This is a genomic window from Helicobacter pylori, assembly GCF_011175115.1.
GTDB lineage: Bacteria > Campylobacterota > Campylobacteria > Campylobacterales > Helicobacteraceae > Helicobacter > Helicobacter pylori_DF.
Genome location: NZ_SHOW01000001.1, coordinates 248,835 through 273,866 on the forward strand (window position 1 = coordinate 248,835; position 25,032 = coordinate 273,866).

A 25,032-nucleotide genomic window follows, 5' to 3' on the forward strand; every position below is an offset into this window, starting at 1 on the left:
GTATAGCATAAAAATGCGCTCAATTAAGTTTAAAGTTTTTATAAAAGGCTTATGCTAAAATAATTAGAATTAAGGAATAAAGAAAGGGTTTGATTGAAACGGGTGTTTTTGTGGCTTATTTTTGTATTAGCCTTTCACAAGCTTTTGGCCGAAAAAATAGGCGATATAGCGAGCGTGGTGGGCGTAAGGGATAACCAGCTGATTGGCTATGGGCTTGTGATTGGCCTAAATGGCACAGGGGATAAGTCCGGCTCAAAATTCACCATGCAATCCATTTCTAACATGCTAGAGAGCGTGAATGTTAAAATTTCTGCAGATGATATTAAATCTAAAAATGTCGCTGCAGTGATGATTACAGCCTCCTTGCCCCCCTTTGCAAGACAGGGCGATAAAATTGATATTCACATTTCTTCTATTGGCGATGCGAAATCCATTCAAGGAGGGACTTTGGTGATGACCCCTTTAAATGCGGTAGATGGGAATATTTACGCCCTCGCTCAAGGGGCTATCGTTTCGGGTAATTCTAGTAATTTGCTCTCAGCCAATATCATCAACGGGGCGACTATTGAAAGGGAGGTTTCGTATGATTTGTTCCATAAAAACGCCATGACTTTAAGCCTGAAAAACCCCAATTTTAAAAACGCTATCCAAGTGCAAAACACTTTAAATAAGGTATTTGGCAATAAAGTAGCCATAGCACTAGATCCAAAAACCATTCAAATCACCCGCCCAGAGCGTCTTTCTATGGTAGAGTTTTTAGCCTTAGTGCAAGAAATCCCTATTAATTACAGCGCGAAAAATAAGATCATTGTAGATGAAAAATCAGGCACGATCGTTTCGGGAGTGGATATAATAGTGCATCCTATAGTGGTTACAAGCCAAGACATCACGCTTAAAATCACTAAAGAGCCTTTAAGTGATTCCAAAAACACGCAGGATTTAGACAATAACATGTCCTTAGACACCGCTCACAACACGCTGAGCTCTAACGGGAAAAGCATCACCATTGCCGGGGTGGTAAAAGCCTTACAAAAAATTGGCGTGAGCGCTAAGGGGATGGTTTCAATCTTGCAAGCCCTAAAAAAAAGCGGCGCGATTAGCGCTGAAATGGAGATATTATGATAAACAACAATAAAGCCATGTTAGAGCAATACAATGTTTCTAAATTAGCGAGCGAAGAGAAATTAAAAGCGTTGGCTCAAAATAAAAACGACAAGCTCCTCAAAGAACAAACCGATTCTTTTGAAGCGCTGCTTTTAAAATTCATGCTGGATAGCGCTATGAAAATGGATAACCCTTTGTATCCTAAAGCCCCAGGCGATGAGATTTACACATCCATGTATAAGGACACCCTTTCTAAAGAATTGAGCGGGAATTTTGGTTATAGCGAAATGCTGTTTAATTTCTTAAAAGAGCAAGAAAAACAAAAACCATGAAAAAATCCAAGCATTTAAAACGCCCTTATTTAAAAAACTCCCCTTTGAAACGCTCTAATAAGGCTTCTTCTTTCAAGGAGTTGTTAAAAAAAGAAGACAATGTGATTTCATTAGAAAATTTTAAACCCAAAGAGAGCGAGGATTTATTAGAAAATTTTTCCAACAAAAAAGACATGCAAGAGTTATTAGAGCTTTTAAACCAATTCATTTTACAAAGCTACAAGGTGGAAAAGGAATTTAAGGATTATAAAGCCCTTTATGAATGGGTCATAGAAATTTTACCGCAAGCCATTTGGGTGGTGAATGAAAACGGGAGCTTTTTTTATAAAAATTCTTTAGCCAATCAAAGCCATGAGGTGTTCAATAAGGCTAAATTAGGAAATTTTAACACCGAAATTGAACATGAAAATAAAAGCTATTTAGTCCAGCAAAACAGCATTCAAGGCAAGCAAATCATCACCGCAACCGATATTAGCACTCAAAAACGCCAAGAGCGGCTCGCTTCTATGGGGAAAATCTCAGCGCATTTAGCCCATGAAATCAGAAACCCCGTAGGCTCTATCTCTCTTTTAGCTTCGGTGTTATTAAAGCATGCGAACGAAAAGACTAAGCCCATTGTTGTAGAATTGCAAAAAGCTTTATGGCGCGTAGAAAGGATCATTAAAGCCACCTTGCTTTTTTCTAAAGGCATTCAAGCCAACCGCACCAAGCAAAGTTTGAAAACGCTAGAGAGCGATCTCAAAGAAGCCCTAAATTGCTACACTTACTCTAAAGACATTGATTTTCTTTTTAATTTTAGCGATGAAGAAGGGTTTTTTGACTTTGATTTAATGGGGATTGTGTTGCAAAATTTCTTGTATAACGCCATTGATGCGATTGAAGCCTTAGAAGAGAGCGAGCAGGGGCAAGTGAAGATTGAAGCGTTCATTCAAAATGAATTTATCGTCTTCACCGTTATTGATAATGGCAAGGAAGTGGAAAACAAAAGCACTTTATTTGAGCCTTTTGAAACCACTAAATTAAAGGGTAATGGCCTAGGGTTAGCCCTGTCTTTGCAAGTCGTTAAAGCCCATGAAGGGAGCATTGCGCTATTAGAAAATCAAGAAAAAACCTTTGAAATTAAGATTCTTAACGCTTCTTAATTTTGATAATTATCCCCCCTTAAAAAATGAGTTTTACAAAAATGAGTTTTACGATAAAACAAAATTTTAAAAAGATTAAAGAACATTAAATTGAATAGGGTTTATCAGTTTTTGACAAAAATAAGACAAAAAAATTTTTTTATTAACTCTTTTGGTGTAGGATAGCGATCAAGGTTTTTATGAAAATAAAAGCCTAAAAACATTTTATAAAAAAAAGGACTTTTGATGAAAACATTTGAAATTTTAAAACATTTGCAAGCGGATGCGATCGTGTTGTTTATGAAAGTGCATAACTTCCATTGGAATGTGAAAGGCACCGATTTTTTCAATGTGCATAAAGCCACTGAAGAAATTTATGAAGAATTTGCGGACATGTTTGATGATCTCGCTGAAAGGATTGTTCAATTAGGACACCACCCCTTAGTCACTTTATCCGAAGCGATCAAACTCACTCGTGTTAAAGAAGAAACTAAAACGAGCTTCCACTCTAAAGACATTTTTAAAGAAATTCTAGAGGACTACAAACACCTAGAAAAAGAATTTAAAGAGCTCTCTAACACCGCTGAAAAAGAAGGCGATAAAGTCACCGTAACTTATGCGGACGATCAATTAGCCAAGTTGCAAAAATCCATTTGGATGTTGCAAGCCCATTTGGCTTAAGCGACCAAAAAGAAGCCAGCATGAGAGATTACAGCGAGCTTGAAATTTTTGAGGGAAACCCCTTAGACAAGTGGAATGACATTATTTTTCATGCGAGTAGAAAGCTTTCTAAAAAAGAGCTAGAAAGGCTTTTAGAGCTTCTGGCTCTCTTGGAAACTTTTATAGAAAAAGAAGACTTAGAAGAAAAGTTTGAATCTTTCGCTAAAGCTTTAAGAATTGATGAAGAGTTGCAACAAAAAATAGAGAGCAGAAAAACAGACATTGTGATCCAATCCATGGCGAATATTCTTAGTGGGAATGAATGAGCTTATCCGCTATGGCTTGATATTCCTCTTTTTTTTAAAGGCGTTTGGGCTTGATTATGGGATAGATAAAACGCTAGAATTAAAAAAAGATGAAGTGTTTAAAGCGATTATCAAAGACACTTCAAACGAACAAACCAAAGAAATCATGCTCTATTGGACGCTATATGCAAATAAAGGTTTAGTCATCAACATGCGTTTTAACCATTTCCCTTACCAGTTTATTTTATACACCGATCATGCGAGAAACACCTATAACCTCAAAGTTTTTGAAGAAAAATTTTCTTCTAACAGCGTTCTGTCGCTTGTGTTTAAAGATTTCAAAGAAGATAAAGCCGCTTTAAGGCTTTTAGCCCTTATGCCCCTTGTTTTTTCTCCTAAAGAGCCTTAAGGAATTTGCATGCAAGAAAAACAACTCAAAGCCATTCAAAACAAGATCGCTTCTTGGATCAAAGAAATAGAAAGCGCCTTTATAGATGAATTGTTTTCTAAGATTGGCCCTTCAAAAATGTTGCGCTCCAAACTCATGCTCGCTTTATTAAATGGAAAAACAGACGCTATTTTATTGGATAAAGCATTCAATTTGTGCGCGATTGTAGAAATGATACAGACCGCTTCTTTATTGCATGATGATGTGATTGACAAGGCGACCATGCGCCGAAAACTCCCCAGCATTAACGCTCTTTTTGGTAATTTTAACGCCGTGATGCTTGGGGATGTGTTTTATTCTAAAGCCTTTTTTGAACTCTCTAAAATGGGTGAATCCATCGCTCAAACCCTCTCTAATGCGGTTTTAAGGCTCTCTAGAGGCGAGATTGAAGATGTGTTTGTGGGGGAATGTTTCAATAGCGACAAACAAAAATACTGGCGTATTTTAGAAGACAAGACCGCTCATTTCATAGAAGCGAGCCTAAAGAGCATGGCGATTCTTTTAAATAAAGACGCCAAAATGTATGCGGATTTTGGGTTGCATTTTGGCATGGCGTTTCAAATCATTGATGATTTATTAGACATCACTCAAGACGCCAACACTCTAGGTAAGCCCAATTTTAGCGATTTTAAAGAAGGCAAAACCACTTTACCCTACTTGCTTTTATATGAAAAATTGAATCCGCATGAACAAGGGCTTTTAATTTCCTATTTCAAACAAGATAGTCATGAAATCACAGAATGGACTAAGGAAAAATTCAAGCAATATGGTATCATAGAAGAAACCCTTAAAATCGCTCAAGTTTATTCTAAAAAGGCCCTTGAAGCCATTAAGGGGGAAAACAATTTGATTTTAGAAAAACTAGCGCAAGATGTCATTTATAGGACTTTTTAATGGAGTTAGAAACTCATTTGTCAAAATATTTCACCCTAGCCTTCACGCATAAAAGCATGAGCTTAGAAATGCGCGAAAAACTCGCTATTAATTCGCCCATAATGCTTAAAGAATTTTTACAAACGATTAAAAACCATTGCCCCAATATCAAAGAGTGCATGGTGCTATCCACATGCAATCGCTTTGAAATCTATGCGAGCCTGAAACACGGCGCTAATACTCATGAGCAAAAAAGCGCGTTATTAAAAATCCTAGCTCAAAATAAAAAAATGAGCGTGTCTGATTTAGAAAAATGCGTTTTAATCAACACTGATGAAAGCGCAGTCCATCATGTCTTTAGCGTGTGCAGCAGTTTGGATAGCCTAGTAGTGGGGGAAACTCAAATCACAGGGCAGATGAAAAACGCCTATAAATTCGCTTTTGAAGAGAAATTTTGCTCCAAAGATTTAACCCGATTGCTCCATTTTGCTTTCAAATGCGCCGCTAAAGTGCGCAATTTAACCGGCATTTCCAAGCAAGGGGTTTCCATCTCTTCAGTGGCAGTCAAAGAAGCGCTTAATATTTTTGAAAAAGAAAAAATTAAGGATAAAAAAGCCCTTGTGATAGGGCTTGGCGAAATGGCTCAATTGGTCATCAAACACCTTTTAAACAAGCAATTTGAAGCGCTTATTTTAGGGCGTAATGCGGCTAAATTTGAAGATTTTGTCAAGGAATTAGAAGAGCCTAAAAAAGCGAGCTTTCAAAATATAGAACATTTAAAAACTTATATCAACGAATACGAACTGCTTTTTTGCGCCACTTCTTCGCCGAACTTTATCGTGCGAAATTCCATGTTAAAAGAGACGATTTTCAGGCGTTTTTGGTTTGATTTAGCCGTGCCACGGAATATTGAAAAGCCGACGCTAAATCATATTTTCTTATACAGCGTGGATGATTTAGAGCCTATGGTGAAAGAAAATGTGGGAAACAGGCAAGAAAGCAGGACGAAAGCTTATGAGATTGTAGGGCTTGCTACAATGGAATTTTACCAATGGATCCAAAGTTTAGAAGTAGAGCCTTTGATTAAGGATTTAAGGGAATTGGCTAGGATTTCAGCCCAAAAGGAATTGCAAAAGGCGCTCAAAAAACGCTATGTGCCTAAAGAATACGAAGGCAATATTGAAAAGATCTTGCACAACGCTTTCAACACCTTTTTGCACCACCCGACCATCGCTTTAAAAAAGAACGCCCAAAAAGAAGAATCCGATGTGCTTGTGGGCGCGATTAAAAACTTGTTTAATTTAGACAAATCTAACGCTAACCATGTCCAGAATTTGAATCTCTATAAATGCGAATATTACGAGGAATAATGCATGCTATTTTCAAAACTTTTTGCCCCCACTCTCAAAGAACCCCCAAAAGACGCCGTGTTAAAAAGCCATAAGCACCTAGCTCAAGCAGGATACATTTATCAAGTAGGCAGTGGGATTTATAATTTCCTGCCCTTAGCTAAAAAAGTGCTAGACAAAATAGAAAACATCACGCACAAACGCATGCAAGAGCATGGGGCGCAAAATATTTTAATGAGTTTTGTGGTTTTGGCGAGTTTGTGGGAAAAATCAGGCCGTTTGGATAAATACGGCAAGGAATTATTGGTTTTTAAAGACCGAAAAGACAATGATTTTGTTTTAAGCCCCACTTTAGAAGAAAATATCACCGAAATTGCTGCTAATTTCATTAAAAGCTACAAGCAATTACCCATCCATCTCTATCAAATCCACACGAAATTCCGTGATGAAATCCGCCCACGATTTGGGTTAGTGAGAGCGAGGGAATTTATCATGAAAGATGGTTATAGCTTTCATGAAGACGCTGAGAGCTTGGATAAGGAATTTTTAAACACGCAAAGCGCTTATAAAGAGATTTTAAGCGATTTGGGTTTGGATTTTCGCATTGTGGAAGCGGATAGCGGGGCAATTGGGGGGAGTAAAAGCAGGGAATTTGTCGTTTTAACAGAATGCGGGGAAGACACGATCGTGGTGTGTCAAAATTGCGATTATGCCGCCAATATTGAAATCGCTAAACGCTCTAAAAGGCCTGAGCCTTTAAATGTCCCCAAAGCGCAATTAGCGAAATTCCCTACCCCTAATACCACTAGCGCTCAAAGCGTGGCGGAGTTTTTTAAAACAGAGCCTTATTTTGTTTTAAAGGCGATCATTAAAAAAGTGATCCATAAAGATAAAGAAACCCTAGCGTGCTTTTTTGTTAGGGGCGATGACAATTTAGAAGAGACTAAAGCCCTGAACGCCTTAAACATTATAGGAGCGAACGCTTTGGAATTAAGAGAGGCCAGTCAAGAAGATTTAGACAAAGCAGGGTTGATAGCGGGATTTATAGGGCCTTATGGCTTGAAAAAGCATGTTTCTTATATTATCTTTGATGAAGATTTAAAAGATAGCGATTGCTTGATCGTTGGGGCTAATGAAAAGGATTTTCATGCAGTGGGCGTGGATTTAAAAGGGTTTGAAAACCTTGTTTATGCGGATATTGTCCAGGTTAAAGAGAGCGATTGTTGCCCTGATTGTCAAGGAGCGTTGAAATACCATAAGAGTTTGGAGGTGGGGCATATTTTCAAACTCGGGCAAGGCTATGCTAAAAGCTTGAAGGCGAGTTTCTTGGATAAGAATGGCAAGGAGCAATTTTTTGAAATGGGGTGCTATGGGATAGGCATTAGCCGATTGCTCAGCGCGATTTTAGAGCAAAAAAGCGATGATCTAGGCTGTGTGTGGACGAAAAATACCGCTCCTTTTGATGTGGTGATCGTGGTTTCTAACCTGAAAGATGAAGCGCAAAAAAAACTCGCTTTTGAAGTGTATGAAAGGCTGCTTCAAAAGGGCGTTGATGCGCTGCTAGATGACAGAGACGCGCGTTTTGGGGCGAAGATGAGGGATTTTGAATTGATTGGGGAACGATTAGCGTTGATTGTTGGGAAGCAAACTTTAGAGAATAAAGAATTTGAATGCATCAAACGCGCTAATTTAGAAAAACAAACGATCAAAGACATTGAATTAGAAGAAAAAATTTTAGAAATGTTAGCGAGCGAATGAGGGGGAGTGAGTGGGAAAATTAGTGATTGGCTCTAGGGGGAGCGAATTGGCCTTATGGCAAGCGAATCACATTAAAGAACGCCTGAAAAAAGAATGCTTGATAGAAAGCGAGATTCAAATCGTTAAGACTAAGGGCGACAAAATCTTAGACACCCCTTTAAATAAGATTGGCGGTAAGGGGCTATTCACTAAAGAACTAGAAGAATTGCTTTTAAAAGGTGAAATTGATCTGGCGGTGCATTCTTTAAAAGATGTGCCGGTCGTGTTTGAAAAGGGGTTGGACTTGGCATGCATCACCAAAAGGGCTGATGTGAGGGACACTTTTTTGAGCGTGAAATTCCCTGATTTGATGAGCTTGCCTGAAGGGGCCAAGGTTGGCACGACTTCTTTAAGGCGTTCCATGCAAATCAAACTGAAACGCCAGGATCTAGACACAGAGAGCTTAAGGGGGAATGTCCAAACCCGTTTGAAAAAGCTTGAATGCGGAGAATTTGACGCTATCATTTTGGCTGAAGCCGGACTGCAACGCTTAAACATTCAAGGAGCGAAATACCGCAAGGCTTTTAGCGTAGAAGAAATGATTCCTAGCATGGGTCAGGGGGCTTTAGGGGTAGAAATGCTCAAAAACCACAAGCATTTTATTACGCTCCAAAAACTTAATGACGAGAAAAGCGCGTTTTGCTGCCATTTAGAAAGAGAGTTTATTAAGGGGCTTAATGGGGGGTGTCAGATCCCTATAGGCGTGCATGCGAGTTTAATGGGCGATAGGGTTAAAATCCAGGCGGTTTTAGGCTTGCCTAACGGGAAAGAAGCCATCACTAAAGAAAAGCAAGGGGATAAAACTAAGGCGTTTGATTTAGTTCAAGATCTTTTAGAAGAATTTTTACAAAGCGGGGCGAAAGAGATTTTAGAAAAGGCGCAGTTGTTTTAATGCGTTTGTTGATTGCGTTAGGTTTGAGTTTGTTAAGCTTGAACGCTAAAGAAGCGGATTTCATCTCTGATTTGGAATACGGGCTGGCTCTTTATAAAAACCCTAGGGGTGTTGCGTGCGCGAAATGCCATGGCATCAAGGGTGAAAAACAAGAAATCACTTTTTATTATGAAAAAGGCGAAAAAAAAATCCTCTACGCCCCTAAAATCAACCATTTGGATTTTAAAACCTTTAAAGACGCCCTGAGTTTAGGCAAAGGCATGATGCCTAAATACAACCTGAATTTAGAAGAAATCCAAGCGATCTACCTTTACATCACCTCTTTAGAGCATAAAGAAGAACATAAGAATTCTTCCAAGCCTTAATCAAAGCGCTTGATTTATGTTAAAATAGGGCGTTGTATTTTTGTTTTTTTGTTATTTAAAAAAGTCTGATTGAGCGCTTTCAAGGATTAAAATTATAAAAGAAGGTAAAGATGAATATCAAAATTTTAAAAATATTCGTTTGTGGGTTATTTTTTTGGAGCTTGAATACCCATTTATGGGGGAAACAAGACAATAGTTTTTTAGGGATTGCTGAAAGAGCCTATAAAAGCGGGAATTATTCTAAAGCAATGTCTTATTTTAAAAAAGCATGCAACGATGGGGTGAGTGAAGGTTGCACGCAATTAGGAATCATTTATGAAAACGGGCAAGGCACTAGAATAGATTATAAAAAAGCCCTAGAATATTATAAAACCGCATGCCAAGCTGATGATAGGGAAGGGTGTTTTGGTTTAGGGGGGCTTTATGATGAGGGTTTAGGCACGGCTCAAAATTATCAAGAAGCGATTGACGCTTACGCTAAGGCGTGCGTTTTAAAACACCCTGAGAGTTGCTACAATTTAGGCATCATTTATGATAGAAAAATCAAAGGCAATGCCGATCAAGCGGTTACCTACTACCAAAAAAGCTGTAATTTTGATATGGCTAAGGGGTGTTATGTTTTAGGCGTGGCTTATGAAAAAGGCTTTTTAGAAGTCAAACAAAGCAACCATAAAGCCGTCATCTATTATTTGAAAGCGTGCCGATTGGATGAGGGGCAGGCTTGCCGCGCGTTAGGGAGTTTGTTTGAAAATGGCGATGCAGGGCTTGATGAAGATTTTGAAGTGGCGTTTGATTATTTGCAAAAAGCTTGCGCTTTAAACAATTCTGGTGGTTGCGCGAGTTTAGGCTCTATGTATATGTTAGGCAGGTATGTCAAAAAAGATCCCCAAAAGGCTTTTGATTATTTCAAACAAGCATGCGATATGGGGAGCGCAGTGAGTTGCTCTAGGATGGGCTTTATGTATTCGCAAGGGGACTCTGTTCCAAAAGACTTGAGGAAAGCCCTTGATAATTATGAAAGAGGTTGCGATATGGGCGATGAAGTGGGTTGCTTCGCTCTAGCGGGCATGTATTACAACATGAAAGATAAAGAAAACGCCATAATGATTTATGACAAGGGCTGTAAGCTAGGCATGAAACAAGCATGCGAAAACCTCACTAAACTTAGGGGGTATTGAAAATTTAATCCATAATCATCATCGTGTTTAACTCAAAACTTTTCAAAGATTTGGCTCTGTTTTAAGAGCTAAAGCAGAAACCCACCCTATTAATTTTTAATCTTTAGTGTTTTTAGGGTTTTGTCTATTTTCAAAAAGAAAACTTTTTGAATGTTTTTTGTGGTTGTTTGGTTGTGTTTGTTAGTGTGTTTTTATAATGTAAATTTTTATTAGGTTAGCTTGAATTGGGTTTTAGGTTTAAAAGTCCTATAAAAATGTTTTAGCGTGTTTTTTGCACTATGGATAGATATGCATTTGGTTGTGTTTTTCAATGGCTTTAATTTATGGCTTTGCGTGGTTATTATTATAAGCACGCTACAAACACGAATCACACGATAACAGAGCGGTATGCATGTGCTATAAAAAGACTTGATAAAAATAATGAAAAATAGTTAAATTTCAAGCGTTCTTTCAAAAATTGTTGTCAGATGAGACAGATAAAAACGCTTTTAGTTTAAAGATAGAGTTTTAGGGGTTTTTTGTGTGGGTTTAGTTATTCCTTAATTTTTTAAAAAATGGGGTTTTTAAAACTCATAAAAGGATAAGGGGTATTTTGAAATCATTCCCCTACAACCCCCTTTTTTAAAATCCCCCTAACCCCCTAAGAGCGCGTTATGAGAAATTATCGCTTACGCAAGCTTTTTTATTTTGGTTGTCAAAACACCCAAAGGTATTTTTTAGATTTCATAACCAATATCCAAAACAGAGCTAATTTTTTAAACCCTACAAAGACCAATAGATCGCTCCAAAGAACACCACACTCCCTATCAAAACGCTTATAAACATGCGTTTAGTGTCCTTAAAAGCCACCATTAAAAACGCGCTCAAATAAAACAATAATAAAAACACGCAAAAAATCCCCAAAAGCGCTTGAAACACGATACCCACCTTAGCCTTATGCAGCATGATGAGCGCGCCTAAAAAACCCCTTTCAATGGTTTTGATTTTTGTTTGGTCGCCTTTAGTTTCAAGGTTGATTTCATACAAAGGCGTGCCAATGATTAACGCTCCCCTATGCTCTCTAGGCTCTATCTTTTTAGGCATAGCGATATGGTTTTCTTTTATAAAGTCTTTCAAAAAATCCAATCGTTCTTCTTTTTTCAAAGATTTTTCTAAAACCCACTCTTTGATGTTAGCGCCAGTGTCTTGGCGCACTTTAAAGAGCAATGAAAGCCCGCTAACCGCAAAAAGAAGCGCCAAAGGGAAGAAAAAAGTGGTCGCATAGATGTGAAAATAACGCATCATTGCCGTCATTATTGCAACCTGTGGCTCACGAATTTAGAAAAATTATCCAAGATTAACCCCCCTTTTCTAAACCCTAGCGCGCAAGATTCATAAGCAAAAAACACATTAGGCTGGTAATACAACCCGTTATGCGAATTGAGCTCGTAAAACTCTTGATAAACGGGTTTGTGGTTAGAATAAACGCCATCGGTTTTTAAAAGCGATTGCATGGAAGCTTCAAAGATTTCACTATTCGCCCCTTCCCTACCAAAAGCCACTTTTTTGATTTGCTTTTTATGGGCTAAAGGCTCATAACTCGTTTCTAACAATAAGGGGTGGTTGGGGTATCTGTCCCATAAAAGTTTTAAAAAACGCTTGGATTGGAAAAGGATCGTATAAGCCGGGTTTAAAAAAATCGTGTTTTTACTTTCCATCATGCCTTGCATCAAAAGGGCTAATTCTGGCTCATCAATAGCGATGTTTTCCCATGGGATCAGTTTGAATAAAAACTCATAATTCAAGCCGTTTTTAAACACGCCCTCTTCTGCATTAAATTCCACCTCATCAATGTAAGAAAAATCCGTTTCAAACCCCACGCTCTGAGCAGCGTCTTGCAAAAAACGCATGGTGCGCTCTTCTTCAATATTCCCCCTAACGCTTGAAAAAAGGATTTTCCACCCCTCATACAACTCTTCAAAACGGCTCGTGTCTTCGCCCAAAGTTACCATGCGTTTGAAATTCTCGCCAAGCGCTTCATAAAGGTTATTGAATTGCTTGTTTTCATCATAGCCATTCGCTTTGAGTAACGCCCATTGAATCACCGCCGTTTCATAGAGCATGGTGGGGGTATCAGCGTTAAATTCCAGTAATTTAATGGGCTTGCCATCAAGCCCCCCGGCTAAATCAAAACGCCCGTAAATATGCCAATGCACTTCTTCTTCAAAACTCTGTTTGATCATAGGAATGAGCGCGTTAGGAATATCCAATTCAAAAAAGCGATCGTTTTGAATAGCCTCTTCAGCCGTCTCTACAAACATGTCATAAAGCTCATTACAAGCGTCATAATAAGCGTCCGCTTCTTTTTGAGAGACAACCACCATTTCATCAGCGATATAAGATGACATGTCATCATTCGTGTGCCAATCTAAGCCAATTTCTTCTAAAGTCTTATTGTCTAAAGGTTTTAAAGGAATCACTTGCATTTTTTAACCTTAAATAGATTTTATGCGTTAAAGCCCCTTGTCCCAGAGCTTACCGCCGGCGAACTAGTAGGCCTACTAGAGCCAAAAAACCCGCTCTGCCCCTTACTCGCTGTGCCCATGCTTGAAGCGCTAGGCGCGCTTTTAGAAAAGGAATTTTGAGAGCGTTGGTAAGCTTGTGGGGATTTGTAGGTCCGTTGGGCGTTTTGCTGGTAATTAGGGTTATTGAAAAGCTTATTGCCAATATAACTCCCTAAAATCGCCCCCGCCGCGCTCCCTAAAATCGCGCTCCCCAAGCCAAAGCCTGAGCTTTCATTACTCCCTCCATTATTAGGCTGGATAAGCTTGCTCGTGCCGTTATCAATTTTGGCTTCTTCTTCTTTGATGAGCTTTTGAATCTCTTCATTGCTTAGCACTCGTTCATTGCCTTGCAAATCGCGCACTATAATGTGGGTTCTTGAGCTGGGGTATTCTTCAACAACCTTGTAAGATTTATCCTTTTGCTCTTCTAAAATCACAAACGCGCCTTTTTGAACGCTTTGACTTAAAGAGCTTTGCTCTTTGGGTTTGTCATCAGCATTGCTCTTACACCCCACAATGCTCACCATCACTAACGCGCTCAAACCACCCACGATCGCATAATCAGAAATCTTTCTGTAGGGTTTTTTCATGAGAGTAGCCTTATACTATGCCTTATAATGGTATAAGAAAGGCACGCCCTTAATCACGCCAGATTCAAAAATCTTTTTAGTGGTATTTTCCACTTTGGTGCGTAAATCTTCAGGCTCTTTTTGGGCGTTAATATCGTATTGGGTGGAATAAATCTTTTCAAGAATAGAGATTTTATCTTCCACGCTCGCTCCCCTAGCCCTAGCTTTCGCCATTTCTTCTTGGATCAAAGCCGCTTTTTTAGCCGAATTGACCCCAAGCCACCCCACTACAACCATTCTCACGGTGTTTTCTTTCAAGTGATCCCTGAGTTTAGTGAGCTCTTTTTGGCAATGCGGGCACATGGGATCAGAGACAATATAAAGGATTTTATCCTTATTTGCAACGTTAGTAGAGGGCAACTCTATCGCATAATCAGCCGGTATTTCATTAAAAATAGCGTTCAATTTCGCACTATTTTGTTGGGTGGCGTTAAGGGCTTGGATTTTTTGATTGGTTTCTGCAACTAATTTCACATCATCGCTTTTATTGCTAAAGAATATGTTGCTAAGCCCTATAACTAAATTACCATCCTTACTCACTACAAGCGGAATATTGTATTTAGTGTCCGGATCTTCAATAACGACCACTTTTAAATCCTGACTGGATTTTAAAGGCTTGATTTCTAAAACACGCACCTTTTTATTGGTTTGTTTTTCAATCACGCTCACTAAATTATCCTGCATCCGTTTGTCATTAGCTGAAACTGAATGTTTAGGGGCTGCCCCTAAGCCTACAAGAAGTAACGCGCTCAACACACTCGCTCTTAATATCATTAAAACTCCTAAAGTTCAATAGCCTAAATCCCTACAACAAAAGGAATAAGCGTTTCAAATGGGTATAATACCATAAAATCCCCTATTTTCATAAGGCTTAAAAAGGTTTAAAGATGATTATCATTCCTGCTAGATTAAAATCCAGTCGTTTTGAAAATAAAGTGCTAGAAGATATTTTTGGCTTGCCTATGGTGGTGCGTTGCGCTAAAAATGCAAATCTGGTAGATGAATGCGTGGTCGCTTGCGATGATGAAAGCATCATGCAAACATGCCAAAAATTCCACATCAAAGCGGTGCTAACCTCCAAACACCATAATAGCGGCACAGAACGCTGTTTGGAAGCGGCGCAAATTTTAGGGTTAAAAAACGATGAAAGGGTTTTAAACTTGCAAGGCGATGAGCCTTTTTTAGAAAAAGAAGTCATTTTAGCCTTATTAGAAGCCACCCAAAACGCCCCTTTCATGGCGACTTGCGCTAAAGTCATTGATGAAGAGCAGGCCAAAAGCCCCAATTTAGTCAAGGTGGTTTTAGATAGCCAAAATAATGCCTTGTATTTTTCGCGCTCCCTTATCCCCTTTTTACGAGATTTTGATGCAAAACGCCAAACCCCCCTTTTAGGGCATATCGGTATTTATGGCTTCCATAATAAAGAAATCTTAGAAGAATTATGCGCTTTAAAACCTTGCGTTTTAGAGGAAATAGAAAAATTAGAGCAATTAAGGGCTTTGTATTATCAAAAAAAGATTGCAGTGAAAATCGTTCAAAGTGAAAGCATAGGCATTGACACCAAAGAAGATTTGCAAAACGCTTTGAAAATTTTTAGCCCCGATCTCCTTGAGCGGTGAAATTTAAAAACACTCAAAACATTTTTCACCATCAAAAACCTCTTTTTAAATCCAAAAAAAAGCAAAATTTCTTGATTTTTGCTCAATTTTATTAAAAATTCAATAAATTTATGGCATAATTTAAACTAATTGTAAATAAAGTCTCAATTTGATACGATTTTACAAATAAAACATTACTTTAAGGAACATTTTATGAAAAAAACGATTTTACTTTCTCTCATGGCGTCATCGCTCTTCGCTGAAGATGACGGCGCTTATATGAGCGTGGGCTATCAGATCGGTGAAGCCGCTCAAATGGTGAAAAACACCGGCGAAATCCAAAAAGTTTCCAACGCTTACGAAAATTTAAACAACCTTTTAACCCGCTATAACGAACTCAAACAAACGGCCTCTAACACTAATTCAAGCACCACTCAAGCGATTGACAATCTAAAAGAGAGCGCTAGCCGATTGAAAACGACCCCCAATACCGCCAATCAAGCCGTGTCCTCAGCGCTCAGCTCTGCGGTAGGCATGTGGCAAGTGATCGCCTCTAATTTAGCCAATAACTCGCTATCTACTAGCGAATACGAAAAACTCAAAGCGACTTCTCAATTGCTCCAAAACACCCTAGAAAATAAAAACAATGATCTCACGATTGGAAATGACTATGACCATCTTTTAACTCAAGCTAGCACCATTATTAATACCCTTCAAACTCAATGCCCAGGAATAGACGGAGACAATGGCAAACCATGGGGCATTAATGCAAGCGGGAACGCATGCGCTATTTTTGGCAACACCTTTAACGCCATCACTAGCATGATAAATAGCGCTAAAAAAGCCGCTGCAGACGCCCGAAGAACTAGCCCAGAAAATCCAAACCAACCAAGCGCGTTTACCAACCCTGATTTCAATAAAAACCTTAATCAAGTATCAAGCGTTATCAATGACACGATCTCTTATCTCAAAGGGGACAATTTAGCAACCATCTATAACACCCTTCAAAAAACGCCCGGTTCTAAAGGGTTTCAAAGTTTGGTGAGCAGATCTAGCTATAGTTATTCTCTCAACGAAACCCAATATTCTGAATTCCAAACTACCACCAAAGAGTTTGGCCATAACCCCTTTAGAAGCGTGGGATTAATTAATTCTCAAATTAATAACGGGGCGATGAATGGCGTGGGCGTGCAATTAGGCTATAAGCAATTTTTTGGGAAAAATAAATTTTTTGGGATCCGTTATTATGCCTTTTTTGATTACAACCATGCCTATATCAAATCCAACTTTTTCAACTCCGCTTCCAATGTTTTCACTTATGGCGCAGGCAGCGATCTTTTATTGAATTTCATCAATGGCGGATCCGATAAAAACCGCAAAATCTCTTTTGGCATTTTTGGAGGCATCGCTCTAGCAGGCACGACATGGCTTAATTCCCAATTGGTGAATTTAAAAACCACCACTAGCATCTACAACGCTAAAATCAACAACACCAATTTCCAATTCTTATTCAATACCGGTTTAAGGCTTCAAGGAATCCATCATGGCGTTGAATTAGGCGTGAAAATCCCCACCATCAACACGAATTACTATTCTTTCATGGGCGCCAAATTAGCATACCGAAGACTTTATAGCGTGTATTTCAATTATGTTTTGGCTTATTGATATTGAATCGGTTCTCATTATTAATGAGAACAAAGCCAACTTTTTGGCTCTCAATGAATAACGGCATCATTTTACTTGACTTTTCACAAAAAACACACTAAAATTTCTTTTCATTTTTGAGCGAAATTCCAGATTAGCTCAGCGGTAGAGTAGGCGGCTGTTAACCGCTTGGTCGTAGGTTCGAATCCTACATCTGGAGCCATACTTTTTGACTCATCTTTTTTCTTATAGCAAAACTTCATGCAATCCCTTTTGATTTGATCCATAACGCATTGACTAACACCCCCACCACAACCCCTATCGCTAAATTATGCGTGTATAAAACCACCGCCACGACTAAAAGCATGTTCAGCGTGTCATAGAGCTTGATTTTTTTAACGTTCATAATGGATTGGAAATTAAAAGTGGTGAAAGAAATCATCACCATCACCGCCACAACCGCCACAATAGGGATCTTAACCACGTATTCATTAAACACTAATATCAGCACCATTAAAGAAAAGCCGGCAAAAAAAGTAGAAAGCCTTGTTTTAGCCCCGGATTTTGCGTTAATGATAGACTGCCCCACTAAAGCGCACCCTGTCATTCCCCCTAAAAGCCCTGAGATGATATTCCCCAAGCCTTGCGCTTTAGTTTCTTTGTTTTTATCGCTCACGCCGTCTTTTAAAATAACGTCTAAAGTTTTAGCGGTCAATAAGCTTTCTATCGTGCCTACTAGCGCTAAAGAAAGAGCGTAAGGCAACAATTCTATAACGATTTTAAAATCCAAATTTTTGGGGATAATGATGAAATGAAAGCCTGAAACCCCTTGCTCAATGCTCCCTAAATTCGGTGCATGCACATCAAAAATCAAAGCGATCGCGCTCACTATAAGGATACAAATCAAATTAGAGGGGATTTTTTTAGTGATTAAGGGGAAGAGGTAAATGATGAGTATCCCGATAGCAAGCAAAATAAACACCCCTAAATTTTGGTTTTGAAGGAATTTGAATTGCTCCATTAAAAGCAAAATGCCTAGCGCGTTCACAAAGCCATACATCACTGATTGAGGGATAAATCTTAAAAGATTCCCTATTTTCAAATAGCCTAAAAGAATTTGCAATATTCCTGCCATAAGAGTCGCCACGCCCGCGTATTCAAGCCCATAATTTTTAACCACGCCCACTAAAATGAGCGCCACTGAACCGGCCGCTGCACTAATCATCGCCTTTCTAGCCCCAAAAAGAGACAACACAAAAGCCATATAAAAGGTCGTATAAAACGCCACGCCCACATCTAAACCCACCATGATCGCAAAACCAGCCGTCTCTGGGATCACAGAAAGCCCCACCACAAAACCAGACAACAAATCTTTTTGAACGTTGCTCAGCCATTCTTTTTGTATCTTTTCAAACATGCCTTTCTTTCCCATTAGAATGGCTTGATTGTAACCAAAGATTTAAAAACCAATTTCAAACCGGATAAAATCCCTTTTCTTAAATCAATCTCTATGATATTTTATTGTAAAAAATACTTAAAATTGTTTTTTTTTTTTTTCAAAATATAAATTTTAAGTTAAGAATAAGCATTTTATGGTAAAATGGCGAAATTTCATAAACATGACTATCATGGGAATGTGAAACCAACAAAAATCTATTAAAAGGAGAAAACATGAAAATCAAAAAATCTCTCTTGCTCTCTCTTTCTCTCATGCTCTCATTATCAAGGGCTGAAGACGATGGATTTTACATGAGCGTGGGCTATCAGATCGGTGAAGCGGTTCAAAAAGTGAAAAACACAGGAGCATTGCAAAATCTTGCAGACAGATACGATAACTTGAGCAACCTTTTAAACCAATACAATTACTTAAATTCCTTAGTCAATCTAGCCAGCACACCCAGCGCGATCACCGGTGCGATTGATAATTTAAGCTCAAGCGCCATTAACCTCACTAGCGCTACCACCACTTCCCCCGCCTATCAAGCCGTGGCTTTAGCGCTCAATGCCGCTGTTGGCATGTGGCAAGTCATAGCCTTTGGTATCAGCTGTGGTCCTGGCCCCAATCTTGGCCCAGAACATTTAGAAAATGGGGGCGTTCGATCGTTTAGTAACACGCCCAACTACAGCTACAGCACTGGTAGCGGAACGACCACCACCACTTGCAATGGAGCTAGCAATGTAGGGCCAAATGGTATCCTATCTAGCAGTGAATACCAGACTCTCAATACCGCTTATCAAACTATCCAAACCGCTTTAAACCAAAATCAAGGGGGCGGAATGCCTGCCTTGAACGGCTCCAAAAATATGGTAGTCAATATCAACCAAACTTTCACAAGAAACCCTACCACAGAAAACACTTACCCCGATGGAAATGGCAATTATTATTCAGGCGGGTCTCCAATCCCAATCCAGCTAAAGTTTAACAGTGTCAATGATGCTGAAAACCTTTTGCAACAAGCCGCTACTATCATGCAAGTCCTTACCACTCAAAACCCGCATGTGAATGGTGGCGGTGGGGCATGGGGGTTTGGCGGTAAGACTGGGGGTGTAGTGGATATTTTTGGCGAGAGTTTCAACGCGATTAACGAGATGATTAAAAACGCTCAAGCCGTTTTAGAAAAAACTAAGCAGCTTAACGCTAATGAAAACACTCAAATCACGCAACCAGACAATTTCAACCCCTACACTTCTAAAAATAAGCAATTCGCTCAAGAAATGCTCAATAGAGCTAACGCTCAAGCAGAGATTTTAGGTTTAGCTCAGCAAGTTGCGAACAATTTCCACAGCATTCAAGGGCCTATCCAACAAGATCTAGAAGAATGTTTGGCAGGATCAGCTGGCGTGATTAACGACAACACTTGGGGTTCAGGTTGCGCGTTTGTGAAAGAAACTCTCAATTCTTTAGAGCAACACACCGCTTATTACGGCAACCAGGTCAATCAAGATAAAGCCTTGGCTCAAACCATTTTGAATTTTAAAGAAGCCCTTAATACCCTGAATAAAGACTCTACAGCGATTAATGATGGTATCTCTCACTTGCCTAACGCTAAATCTCTTCAAAACATGACGCATGCCACTCAAAACCCTAATTCCCCAGAAGGTTTGCTCACCTATTCTTTAAATGCAGACAAATACAACCAGCTCCAAACCACCACGCAAGAATTAGGCAAAAACCCTTTCAGGCGCTTTGGCATGATCAGTTCTCAAACCAATAACGGGGCGATGAACGGGATCGGCGTGCAAGCGGGTTACAAACAATTCTTTGGCAAAAAAAGGAATTGGGGGTTAAGGTATTATGGCTTTTTTGACTATAACCATGCGTTCATCAAATCCAATTTTTTCAACTCCGCTTCTGATGTGTGGACTTATGGGGTGGGAATGGATGCGCTTTATAACTTCATTAACGATAAAAACACCAACTTTTTAGGCAAAAATAACAAGCTTTCTGTGGGGCTTTTTGGTGGCTTTGCGCTAGCTGGGACTTCGTGGCTTAATTCCCAACAAGTGAATTTGACCATGATGAATGGCATTTATAACGCTAATGTCAGCACTTCTAATTTCCAATTTTTGTTTGATTTAGGCTTGAGAATGAACCTCGCTAGGCCTAAGAAAAAAGACAGCGATCATGCCGCTCAGCATGGCATTGAATTGGGCGTGAAAATCCCCACCATTAACACGGATTATTACTCTTTCATGGGCGCTAAACTAGAATACAGAAGGATGTATAGCCTTTTTCTCAATTATGTGTTTGCTTACTAAAAACCCTCTTTAAAAAAGGGGTTTGTTTAAAAACGCTTAAAAGCCTTTTTAAATTAAGCAAATAAAGAGAGCTTGGATAATCTCTTATAATCGCTCTCAAGCTGTAAAATTAAAGTGATCAAAACCCTATTTTTGCAATCATTAAAGAAAAATTTTTAAAGATTATCACTCTTTTTTGATAAAGTAATCATTTAGAATTTAGGGAGTTTTTTATGGAAGAATCAACAGCGTTTATTTTGGCTCTTGTAGGGCTATTCACCGGCATCACCGCCGGGTTTTTTGGTATTGGTGGGGGGGAAATTGTCGTCCCTAGCGCGATTTTTGCCCATTTTAGCTATAGCCATGCGGTGGGTATTTCGCTCATGCAAATGCTTTTTTCTTCAGTGGTCGGCTCTATCATCAATTACAAAAAGGGCTTATTGGATTTGAAAGAAGGCTCCTTTGCCGCGCTTGGAGGGCTAATGGGGGCGATTTTAGGGAGCTTTATCTTAAAAATCATTAACGATAAAATTTTAATGAGCGTGTTTGTGGTGGTGGTGTGCTACACCTTTATCAAATACGCTTTTTCTAGCAACAAGAAGCCAGAGCATTTTGAAGAAATGCATTTTGATTTGCATGCGAATAACAAAACGCCCGAAAAAAAGCGCACAATCCCTTTTGTGTCTATGGATAGAACGCATGGGGTTTTGATGCTCGCCGGTTTTGTTACCGGCATCTTTTCTATCCCGCTAGGCATGGGTGGGGGGATTTTAATGGTGCCGTTTTTAGGCTATTTTTTGAAATACGATTCTAAAAAAATCGTGCCTTTGGGGCTATTTTTTGTGGTGTTTGCTTCTTTATCTGGAGTTATTTCTCTTTATAATGGGAAAGTTCTTGATGATACAAGCGTTCAAGCCGGGGTGATCACCGGTGTTGGAGCGTTTTTAGGGGTGGGTATTGGGATCAAACTCATCGCTTTGGCTAATGAAAAGGTGCATAAAATCTTATTGCTTCTCATTTATGCTTTAAGCATTTTAGCGACTTTACACAAGCTCATTATGGGTTAAAAATTTAAAAATAAATCAAGGGCATTTTTTAAAGATGAAATAGCAAAGAGCTTGATTCTAATCAAGCGGTAATCTCTAAAAAAGCGCTTCTTTAGGGTTAGGGGGTTTAGTTTGGGGGTTGTAATGGGATAACCCCCTACCCCCTTAAAAAATGAGTTTGAAACAAAAAATAAAATTAAAAACCCCATTTTTAAAAAAATAAAAAGTTTTAGTTATCCTTATTTGATGAGAACAAAAACACAAAACTTAAAAAAGAATGTCTTCAAAGTAAGGGTAATTAAAAAATGAATTATTTAGGGCGTATTTTAGCGTTTTTTAAAATAACCCATAAGACAACCCAAACGCTTAAACCCCCTATTTTAACCCCCATTAGGGGGTTTAGTCATTACCCCTTAATGCGACTTTTTATCATTGATGTATTTTTTCAATTCACCCCTTTTGATATAAGGGATAAACTCGCCATAACCCTCTTTTTCCATGTCTTTTAAGGGGATAAACCTTAAAGCCGCGCTATTGATACAATACCTTAAGCCCCCTAATTCTTTAGGCCCATCGTTAAACACATGCCCTAAATGCGCCTTACCAATACGGCTTAATACTTCAATGCGTTTCCTATTAAGGCTCTCATCGTCTTCGTATTTCACCACATCTTTATTGATAGGTTTAGAAAAGCTTGGCCACCCGCAACCGGAGTCGTATTTATCCGCTGAAGAAAATAACGGCTCGCCTGTGGTAATATCCACATAAATGCCCTCTTCTTCTTTGTTGTAATACTCATTTTCAAAGGGCTTCTCAGTGTGTTTGTTTTGCGTCACCTCATACTGGAGTTTGGTGAGTTTTTTCTTTAAAACTTCATCGCTTGGTTTGGTGTATTTATCGTCATCCACAATCACTTCATCCGCCTTTTTCAAATCAATATGGCAATAACCACCAGGGTGTTTTTTCAAATAATCCTGGTGGTATTCTTCAGCCCTCACATAATTTTTTAAAGGCTCTACCTCAATAGCGATTTTGCCTTTTACTTCTTTTTGCAACGCTTTTAAGGCGTGATCTATCACTTCTTTATCCGCGCTATTGACATAATAAATCCCTGTGCGATACTGCCTGCCCACATCATTACCCTGCTTATTCACGCTCACCGGATCAATCACCTTAAAATAGTAACGCAACAACTTGTCCAAACTGATTTTTTTAGGATCATAAACGACTTTCACGCTTTCAGCATGATCGCTCTCATGCAATTTTTCATAATTCGTGCTTGAAGTCTTGCCATTAGCGTAACCAGAGCTTGCGTCTATAACGCCATAAATCCTCTCCATATACGCCTCTAGCCCCCAAAAGCACCCCCCAGCCAAGTAAATCACTTTTTCATCGGTTTTAGGGTGTTTAGCCCCTATGCTTTCACTCGCTTGCATAATTGCTCCTATCGCTAAAAAAAGATAAAAATTTTTCAAATAAGATAATACCTTCATTAAATAACCTTTGTTTTAATTTTAATGGTGTTCGCCATTATAACTAAAAAAAATGGTAGTTGTTCTTTAAATTGAGTTTAAATTTCAATAAGGCTTTGTTCTATTAAGTAACAAAAGTTAAAATCACATCCATTCAACAATCTTGCCTACCACATTGGCTTCATAGCATTTGATAGAGGTTTTTTGACTGGGTTTTTTAGGCAAAATGGCTTTTAAAAAGCCGTAATTTTCCATTTCTTTCAATCTGGCGTTCAAATTAGGGGCTTCTAAAATCCTGCCATTCAAACTCACTTCGCCCAAAAAGGCGGTTTTATTGTCAATTTTTCTGTTTTTAAAGCTTGAAAGAATACTGGCAATGACCGCTAAATCGCAAGCCGGCTCGCTAATCTTAATGCCCCCGCTCACATTAATGAACACATCATGGCGGTTTAAAGGGATTTCTAGCTTTTTTTCTAATAAAGCGATGAGCATGTTAAGGCGGTTAGTGTCAAACCCGTTCGCTAATCGTTTGGGTGCCCCGAAACTGCACTCGCTCACCAACGCCTGAATCTCTAAAATCAACGCCCTTGATCCTTCTAAAGTGATGGTAATCGCGCTCCCCTCCATAGGCTCTTCTTTAGAAAAAAACAAGCTTGAAGCCTCTTTAGCGCTCACCAAACCCTGCTCTTTCATCTCAAACAAGCCGATTTCACTCGTAGGGCCAAAGCGGTTTTTAAAACTCCTTAAAATCCTTAATTCCCTACTGGGATCGCCCTCAAAATACAGCACGCTATCTACCATATGCTCTAGCACTCTAGGCCCTGCGATGCTCCCTTCTTTAGTGATATGGCCGATGATAAAAATAGCAATATCTCTTGTTTTGGCCAAACGCATGAGTTCAAAAGTGATCTCTCGCACTTGCGAAATAGAGCCGGGCGCTGAAGAAATCTCTGGCGAATAAAGCGTTTGAATGGAATCAATCACGCAAGCAAAATAATTTTCGCTCTCCATATTAGCCTTAATCACAGGCCAATTGATTTCATTGAGCAGATACAATTCTTTTTCTATGCAATCTAATCTAGTGGCGCGCATTTTAATCTGGCTCAAGCTCTCTTCCCCGCTCACATACAAAACCTTTTGCTGGTTTTTGGCTAAGCCAGAAGCCACTTTTAAAAGCAGAGTGGATTTCCCCACCCCAGGACTCCCCCCTACTAAATACAGCCCCCCTTTAGCGATCCCCCCACCCAAAACAATATCCAATTCGCTTTGAGTGGAAGAAAACTTGATGACTTCTTCATGTTCAATTGCAGCGATAGAAACGCTTTTTTGCGCTTTTGGGATCGGATTTTTAAGCGTGTTTAAAACTTCCTTTTGGGCTTGGTTCAATTCTATAAAACTCTCCCATGCGTTGCATTGAACGCACTTACCCAACCACTTAGGGCTTGTAAAACCGCAATGCTGACACTCAAATAAAGAAGTTTTTTTAGCCAAGATACCACTCTTTTTTAAAATCACACAGCTAAAGACCAGATAAAAATGGGGTTTTGGTTTTGTTCTATAGCAAAACTCATAAAGCTAAACTAAAAACAAGTTAAAAGCTATAAAGCACCACCTTGTTCTATTTTTCTTAAAGCCTTCAAAATATAGCGTTTGATATAAGATCCCACGCTTTCTTCTTCTTCGTTAGCCATTTTCTCTAGTTTTTGGTATTGTTCATCAGAAAAATACAAGCTTACAGCACGAGTTTTTTTATTAGCGTCTGCTTTTGGTTTGCGTCCTAGTTTATTTTTAGTTTCCCTTAAGTGAGTTTCATCTGTGTTTTCTGTCGTTTTCATCAAGTTCCTTCAATCATCATCGCAAATCGCTTTAAACGAAAATAGCATGTTAGCATAAAAGTAGTGCGTAACGAACAATGTTGCAAGCACTAATCGTTCCTCA

Annotated in this window: 24 protein-coding genes and 1 tRNA gene; 17 read left to right on the plus strand and 8 right to left on the minus strand. The window is 39.0% G+C overall.

Translation table 11 applies throughout. The features are described 5' to 3' along the window. Window positions 1-93 precede the first annotated feature (93 nt). The 12 genes from EXS92_RS01190 (at window position 94) to hcpE (ending at window position 10,424) form a co-directional block, all read left to right on the plus strand. Window positions 94-1,122, plus strand: a complete 1,029-nt coding sequence (locus EXS92_RS01190; RefSeq protein ID WP_165515287.1) for a flagellar basal body P-ring protein FlgI — start codon at window positions 94-96, stop codon at window positions 1,120-1,122. Continuing rightward, window positions 1,119-1,436 (plus strand): hypothetical protein, encoded by a 318-nt coding sequence (locus EXS92_RS01195; RefSeq protein ID WP_000609406.1) that lies wholly within the window; start codon window positions 1,119-1,121, stop codon window positions 1,434-1,436. Before EXS92_RS01190 ends, EXS92_RS01195 begins: the two co-directional genes overlap by 4 nt. Next, window positions 1,433-2,578, plus strand: a complete 1,146-nt coding sequence (gene flgS, locus EXS92_RS01200; RefSeq protein ID WP_165515288.1) for an acid survival sensor histidine kinase — start codon at window positions 1,433-1,435, stop codon at window positions 2,576-2,578. Before EXS92_RS01195 ends, flgS begins: the two co-directional genes overlap by 4 nt. Before the next feature lie 225 nt (window positions 2,579-2,803). Next, window positions 2,804-3,238 (plus strand): DNA starvation/stationary phase protection protein, encoded by a 435-nt coding sequence (gene dps, locus EXS92_RS01205; RefSeq protein ID WP_000846459.1) that lies wholly within the window; start codon window positions 2,804-2,806, stop codon window positions 3,236-3,238. 20 nt (window positions 3,239-3,258) lie between these two features. After that, complete coding sequence (locus EXS92_RS01210) at window positions 3,259-3,543, plus strand: DUF2018 family protein (RefSeq protein WP_001206069.1); 285 nt, start codon at window positions 3,259-3,261, stop codon at window positions 3,541-3,543. Continuing rightward, window positions 3,536-3,931, plus strand: coding sequence for a hypothetical protein (locus EXS92_RS01215; protein WP_128033415.1), 396 nt, complete (start codon window positions 3,536-3,538; stop codon window positions 3,929-3,931). Before EXS92_RS01210 ends, EXS92_RS01215 begins: the two co-directional genes overlap by 8 nt. Before the next feature lie 9 nt (window positions 3,932-3,940). Next, the gene (locus EXS92_RS01220; RefSeq protein ID WP_165515289.1) at window positions 3,941-4,864 is read left to right on the plus strand and encodes a polyprenyl synthetase family protein; all 924 of its coding nucleotides are present in this window, start codon (window positions 3,941-3,943) and stop codon (window positions 4,862-4,864) included. Then, the gene (gene hemA / locus EXS92_RS01225; RefSeq protein ID WP_165515290.1) at window positions 4,864-6,213 is read left to right on the plus strand and encodes a glutamyl-tRNA reductase; all 1,350 of its coding nucleotides are present in this window, start codon (window positions 4,864-4,866) and stop codon (window positions 6,211-6,213) included. The genes EXS92_RS01220 and hemA overlap by 1 nt, the downstream gene beginning before the upstream one ends. Window positions 6,214-6,216: 3 nt before the next feature. Beyond that, window positions 6,217-7,950 carry a proline--tRNA ligase gene (proS, locus tag EXS92_RS01230; RefSeq protein WP_165515291.1) on the plus strand — a complete coding sequence of 578 codons (1,734 nt, stop codon included), beginning with the start codon at window positions 6,217-6,219 and terminating at the stop codon, window positions 7,948-7,950. 10 nt (window positions 7,951-7,960) lie between these two features. Beyond that, a complete protein-coding gene (gene hemC, locus EXS92_RS01235) occupies window positions 7,961-8,881 on the plus strand; it encodes a hydroxymethylbilane synthase (RefSeq protein ID WP_165508864.1) in 921 nt (306 codons plus the stop codon). After that, on the plus strand, window positions 8,881-9,246 hold the full coding sequence (locus EXS92_RS01240; RefSeq protein ID WP_165508863.1) for a c-type cytochrome: 366 nt from the start codon (window positions 8,881-8,883) through the stop codon (window positions 9,244-9,246). Before hemC ends, EXS92_RS01240 begins: the two co-directional genes overlap by 1 nt. A gap of 110 nt (window positions 9,247-9,356) precedes the next feature. Beyond that, window positions 9,357-10,424 carry a Sel1-like repeat protein HcpE gene (hcpE, locus tag EXS92_RS01245; RefSeq protein WP_165515292.1) on the plus strand — a complete coding sequence of 356 codons (1,068 nt, stop codon included), beginning with the start codon at window positions 9,357-9,359 and terminating at the stop codon, window positions 10,422-10,424. A gap of 762 nt (window positions 10,425-11,186) precedes the next feature. On the opposite strand, the gene EXS92_RS01250 is transcribed toward hcpE, so the two are convergent. Genes EXS92_RS01250 through dsbK form a run of 4 tightly spaced genes read right to left on the minus strand, consistent with a single transcriptional unit; the run spans window position 11,187 to window position 14,370 of the window. Continuing rightward, the gene (locus EXS92_RS01250; protein ID WP_165515293.1) at window positions 11,187-11,717 is read right to left on the minus strand and encodes a hypothetical protein; all 531 of its coding nucleotides are present in this window, start codon (window positions 11,715-11,717) and stop codon (window positions 11,187-11,189) included. Next, a complete protein-coding gene (locus EXS92_RS01255) occupies window positions 11,717-12,889 on the minus strand; it encodes a glutathionylspermidine synthase family protein (RefSeq protein WP_165515294.1) in 1,173 nt (390 codons plus the stop codon). The genes EXS92_RS01250 and EXS92_RS01255 overlap by 1 nt, the downstream gene beginning before the upstream one ends. Window positions 12,890-12,909: 20 nt before the next feature. Further along, window positions 12,910-13,557, minus strand: a complete 648-nt coding sequence (locus EXS92_RS01260; RefSeq protein WP_165515295.1) for a UPF0323 family lipoprotein — start codon at window positions 13,555-13,557, stop codon at window positions 12,910-12,912. Window positions 13,558-13,572: 15 nt separating this feature from the next. Then, the gene (dsbK, locus tag EXS92_RS01265; protein ID WP_165515296.1) at window positions 13,573-14,370 is read right to left on the minus strand and encodes a protein disulfide-isomerase DsbK; all 798 of its coding nucleotides are present in this window, start codon (window positions 14,368-14,370) and stop codon (window positions 13,573-13,575) included. 113 nt (window positions 14,371-14,483) lie between these two features. On the opposite strand from dsbK, the gene kdsB reads away from it, so the two are divergent. From kdsB to EXS92_RS01280, 3 genes are all read left to right on the plus strand, one after another. Beyond that, window positions 14,484-15,215 carry a 3-deoxy-manno-octulosonate cytidylyltransferase gene (kdsB, locus tag EXS92_RS01270; protein ID WP_165515297.1) on the plus strand — a complete coding sequence of 244 codons (732 nt, stop codon included), beginning with the start codon at window positions 14,484-14,486 and terminating at the stop codon, window positions 15,213-15,215. Window positions 15,216-15,407: 192 nt separating this feature from the next. Then, a complete protein-coding gene (gene hopA / locus EXS92_RS01275) occupies window positions 15,408-16,859 on the plus strand; it encodes a porin HopA (RefSeq protein WP_165515298.1) in 1,452 nt (483 codons plus the stop codon). A 127-nt stretch (window positions 16,860-16,986) separates the two neighbouring features. Beyond that, window positions 16,987-17,061 (plus strand) — tRNA-Asn (locus EXS92_RS01280). Between the two features lie 36 nt (window positions 17,062-17,097). On the opposite strand, the gene EXS92_RS01285 is transcribed toward EXS92_RS01280, so the two are convergent. Then, entirely contained in the window at window positions 17,098-18,255 is a 1,158-nt protein-coding gene (locus EXS92_RS01285; RefSeq protein ID WP_165515299.1) for a SulP family inorganic anion transporter, read from the minus strand. A 254-nt stretch (window positions 18,256-18,509) separates the two neighbouring features. Between EXS92_RS01285 and sabA the strand changes: the two genes are divergently transcribed. After that, entirely contained in the window at window positions 18,510-20,597 is a 2,088-nt protein-coding gene (sabA, locus tag EXS92_RS01290) for a Hop family adhesin SabA/HopD (RefSeq protein ID WP_207633353.1), read from the plus strand. A 212-nt stretch (window positions 20,598-20,809) separates the two neighbouring features. Beyond that, on the plus strand, window positions 20,810-21,643 hold the full coding sequence (locus EXS92_RS01295; RefSeq protein ID WP_165515300.1) for a sulfite exporter TauE/SafE family protein: 834 nt from the start codon (window positions 20,810-20,812) through the stop codon (window positions 21,641-21,643). A 392-nt stretch (window positions 21,644-22,035) separates the two neighbouring features. On the opposite strand, the gene msrB is transcribed toward EXS92_RS01295, so the two are convergent. The 3 genes from msrB to EXS92_RS01310 all read right to left on the minus strand — a co-directional run bounded on the left by msrB (window position 22,036) and on the right by EXS92_RS01310 (window position 24,929). Next, window positions 22,036-23,115: a peptide-methionine (R)-S-oxide reductase MsrB gene (gene msrB, locus EXS92_RS01300; RefSeq protein WP_165515301.1), complete on the minus strand. Its 1,080-nt coding sequence runs from the start codon at window positions 23,113-23,115 to the stop codon at window positions 22,036-22,038. Between the two features lie 123 nt (window positions 23,116-23,238). Then, complete coding sequence (gene radA / locus EXS92_RS01305; RefSeq protein ID WP_165515302.1) at window positions 23,239-24,585, minus strand: DNA repair protein RadA; 1,347 nt, start codon at window positions 24,583-24,585, stop codon at window positions 23,239-23,241. 107 nt (window positions 24,586-24,692) lie between these two features. Continuing rightward, complete coding sequence (locus tag EXS92_RS01310) at window positions 24,693-24,929, minus strand: ribbon-helix-helix domain-containing protein (protein ID WP_000858669.1); 237 nt, start codon at window positions 24,927-24,929, stop codon at window positions 24,693-24,695. Between the last annotated feature and the right edge of the window lie 103 nt (window positions 24,930-25,032).

Coding starts and splice junctions, on each gene's coding strand:
- flgS (WP_165515288.1), top strand. CDS start 1,433: ATGAAAAAATCCAAGCATTTAAAACGCCCTTATTTAAAAAACTCCCCT.
- hcpE (WP_165515292.1), top strand. CDS start 9,357: ATGAATATCAAAATTTTAAAAATATTCGTTTGTGGGTTATTTTTTTGG.
- proS (WP_165515291.1), top strand. CDS start 6,217: ATGCTATTTTCAAAACTTTTTGCCCCCACTCTCAAAGAACCCCCAAAA.
- kdsB (WP_165515297.1), top strand. CDS start 14,484: ATGATTATCATTCCTGCTAGATTAAAATCCAGTCGTTTTGAAAATAAA.
- EXS92_RS01220 (WP_165515289.1), top strand. CDS start 3,941: ATGCAAGAAAAACAACTCAAAGCCATTCAAAACAAGATCGCTTCTTGG.
- EXS92_RS01250 (WP_165515293.1), bottom strand. CDS start 11,717: ATGACGGCAATGATGCGTTATTTTCACATCTATGCGACCACTTTTTTC.
- EXS92_RS01260 (WP_165515295.1), bottom strand. CDS start 13,557: ATGAAAAAACCCTACAGAAAGATTTCTGATTATGCGATCGTGGGTGGT.
- EXS92_RS01255 (WP_165515294.1), bottom strand. CDS start 12,889: ATGCAAGTGATTCCTTTAAAACCTTTAGACAATAAGACTTTAGAAGAA.
- EXS92_RS01310 (WP_000858669.1), bottom strand. CDS start 24,929: ATGAAAACGACAGAAAACACAGATGAAACTCACTTAAGGGAAACTAAA.
- sabA (WP_207633353.1), top strand. CDS start 18,510: ATGAAAATCAAAAAATCTCTCTTGCTCTCTCTTTCTCTCATGCTCTCA.
- dps (WP_000846459.1), top strand. CDS start 2,804: ATGAAAACATTTGAAATTTTAAAACATTTGCAAGCGGATGCGATCGTG.
- EXS92_RS01210 (WP_001206069.1), top strand. CDS start 3,259: ATGAGAGATTACAGCGAGCTTGAAATTTTTGAGGGAAACCCCTTAGAC.
- msrB (WP_165515301.1), bottom strand. CDS start 23,115: ATGAAGGTATTATCTTATTTGAAAAATTTTTATCTTTTTTTAGCGATA.
- EXS92_RS01295 (WP_165515300.1), top strand. CDS start 20,810: ATGGAAGAATCAACAGCGTTTATTTTGGCTCTTGTAGGGCTATTCACC.
- EXS92_RS01240 (WP_165508863.1), top strand. CDS start 8,881: ATGCGTTTGTTGATTGCGTTAGGTTTGAGTTTGTTAAGCTTGAACGCT.
- dsbK (WP_165515296.1), bottom strand. CDS start 14,370: ATGATATTAAGAGCGAGTGTGTTGAGCGCGTTACTTCTTGTAGGCTTA.
- EXS92_RS01195 (WP_000609406.1), top strand. CDS start 1,119: ATGATAAACAACAATAAAGCCATGTTAGAGCAATACAATGTTTCTAAA.
- EXS92_RS01215 (WP_128033415.1), top strand. CDS start 3,536: ATGAATGAGCTTATCCGCTATGGCTTGATATTCCTCTTTTTTTTAAAG.
- EXS92_RS01285 (WP_165515299.1), bottom strand. CDS start 18,255: ATGTTTGAAAAGATACAAAAAGAATGGCTGAGCAACGTTCAAAAAGAT.
- hemA (WP_165515290.1), top strand. CDS start 4,864: ATGGAGTTAGAAACTCATTTGTCAAAATATTTCACCCTAGCCTTCACG.
- hopA (WP_165515298.1), top strand. CDS start 15,408: ATGAAAAAAACGATTTTACTTTCTCTCATGGCGTCATCGCTCTTCGCT.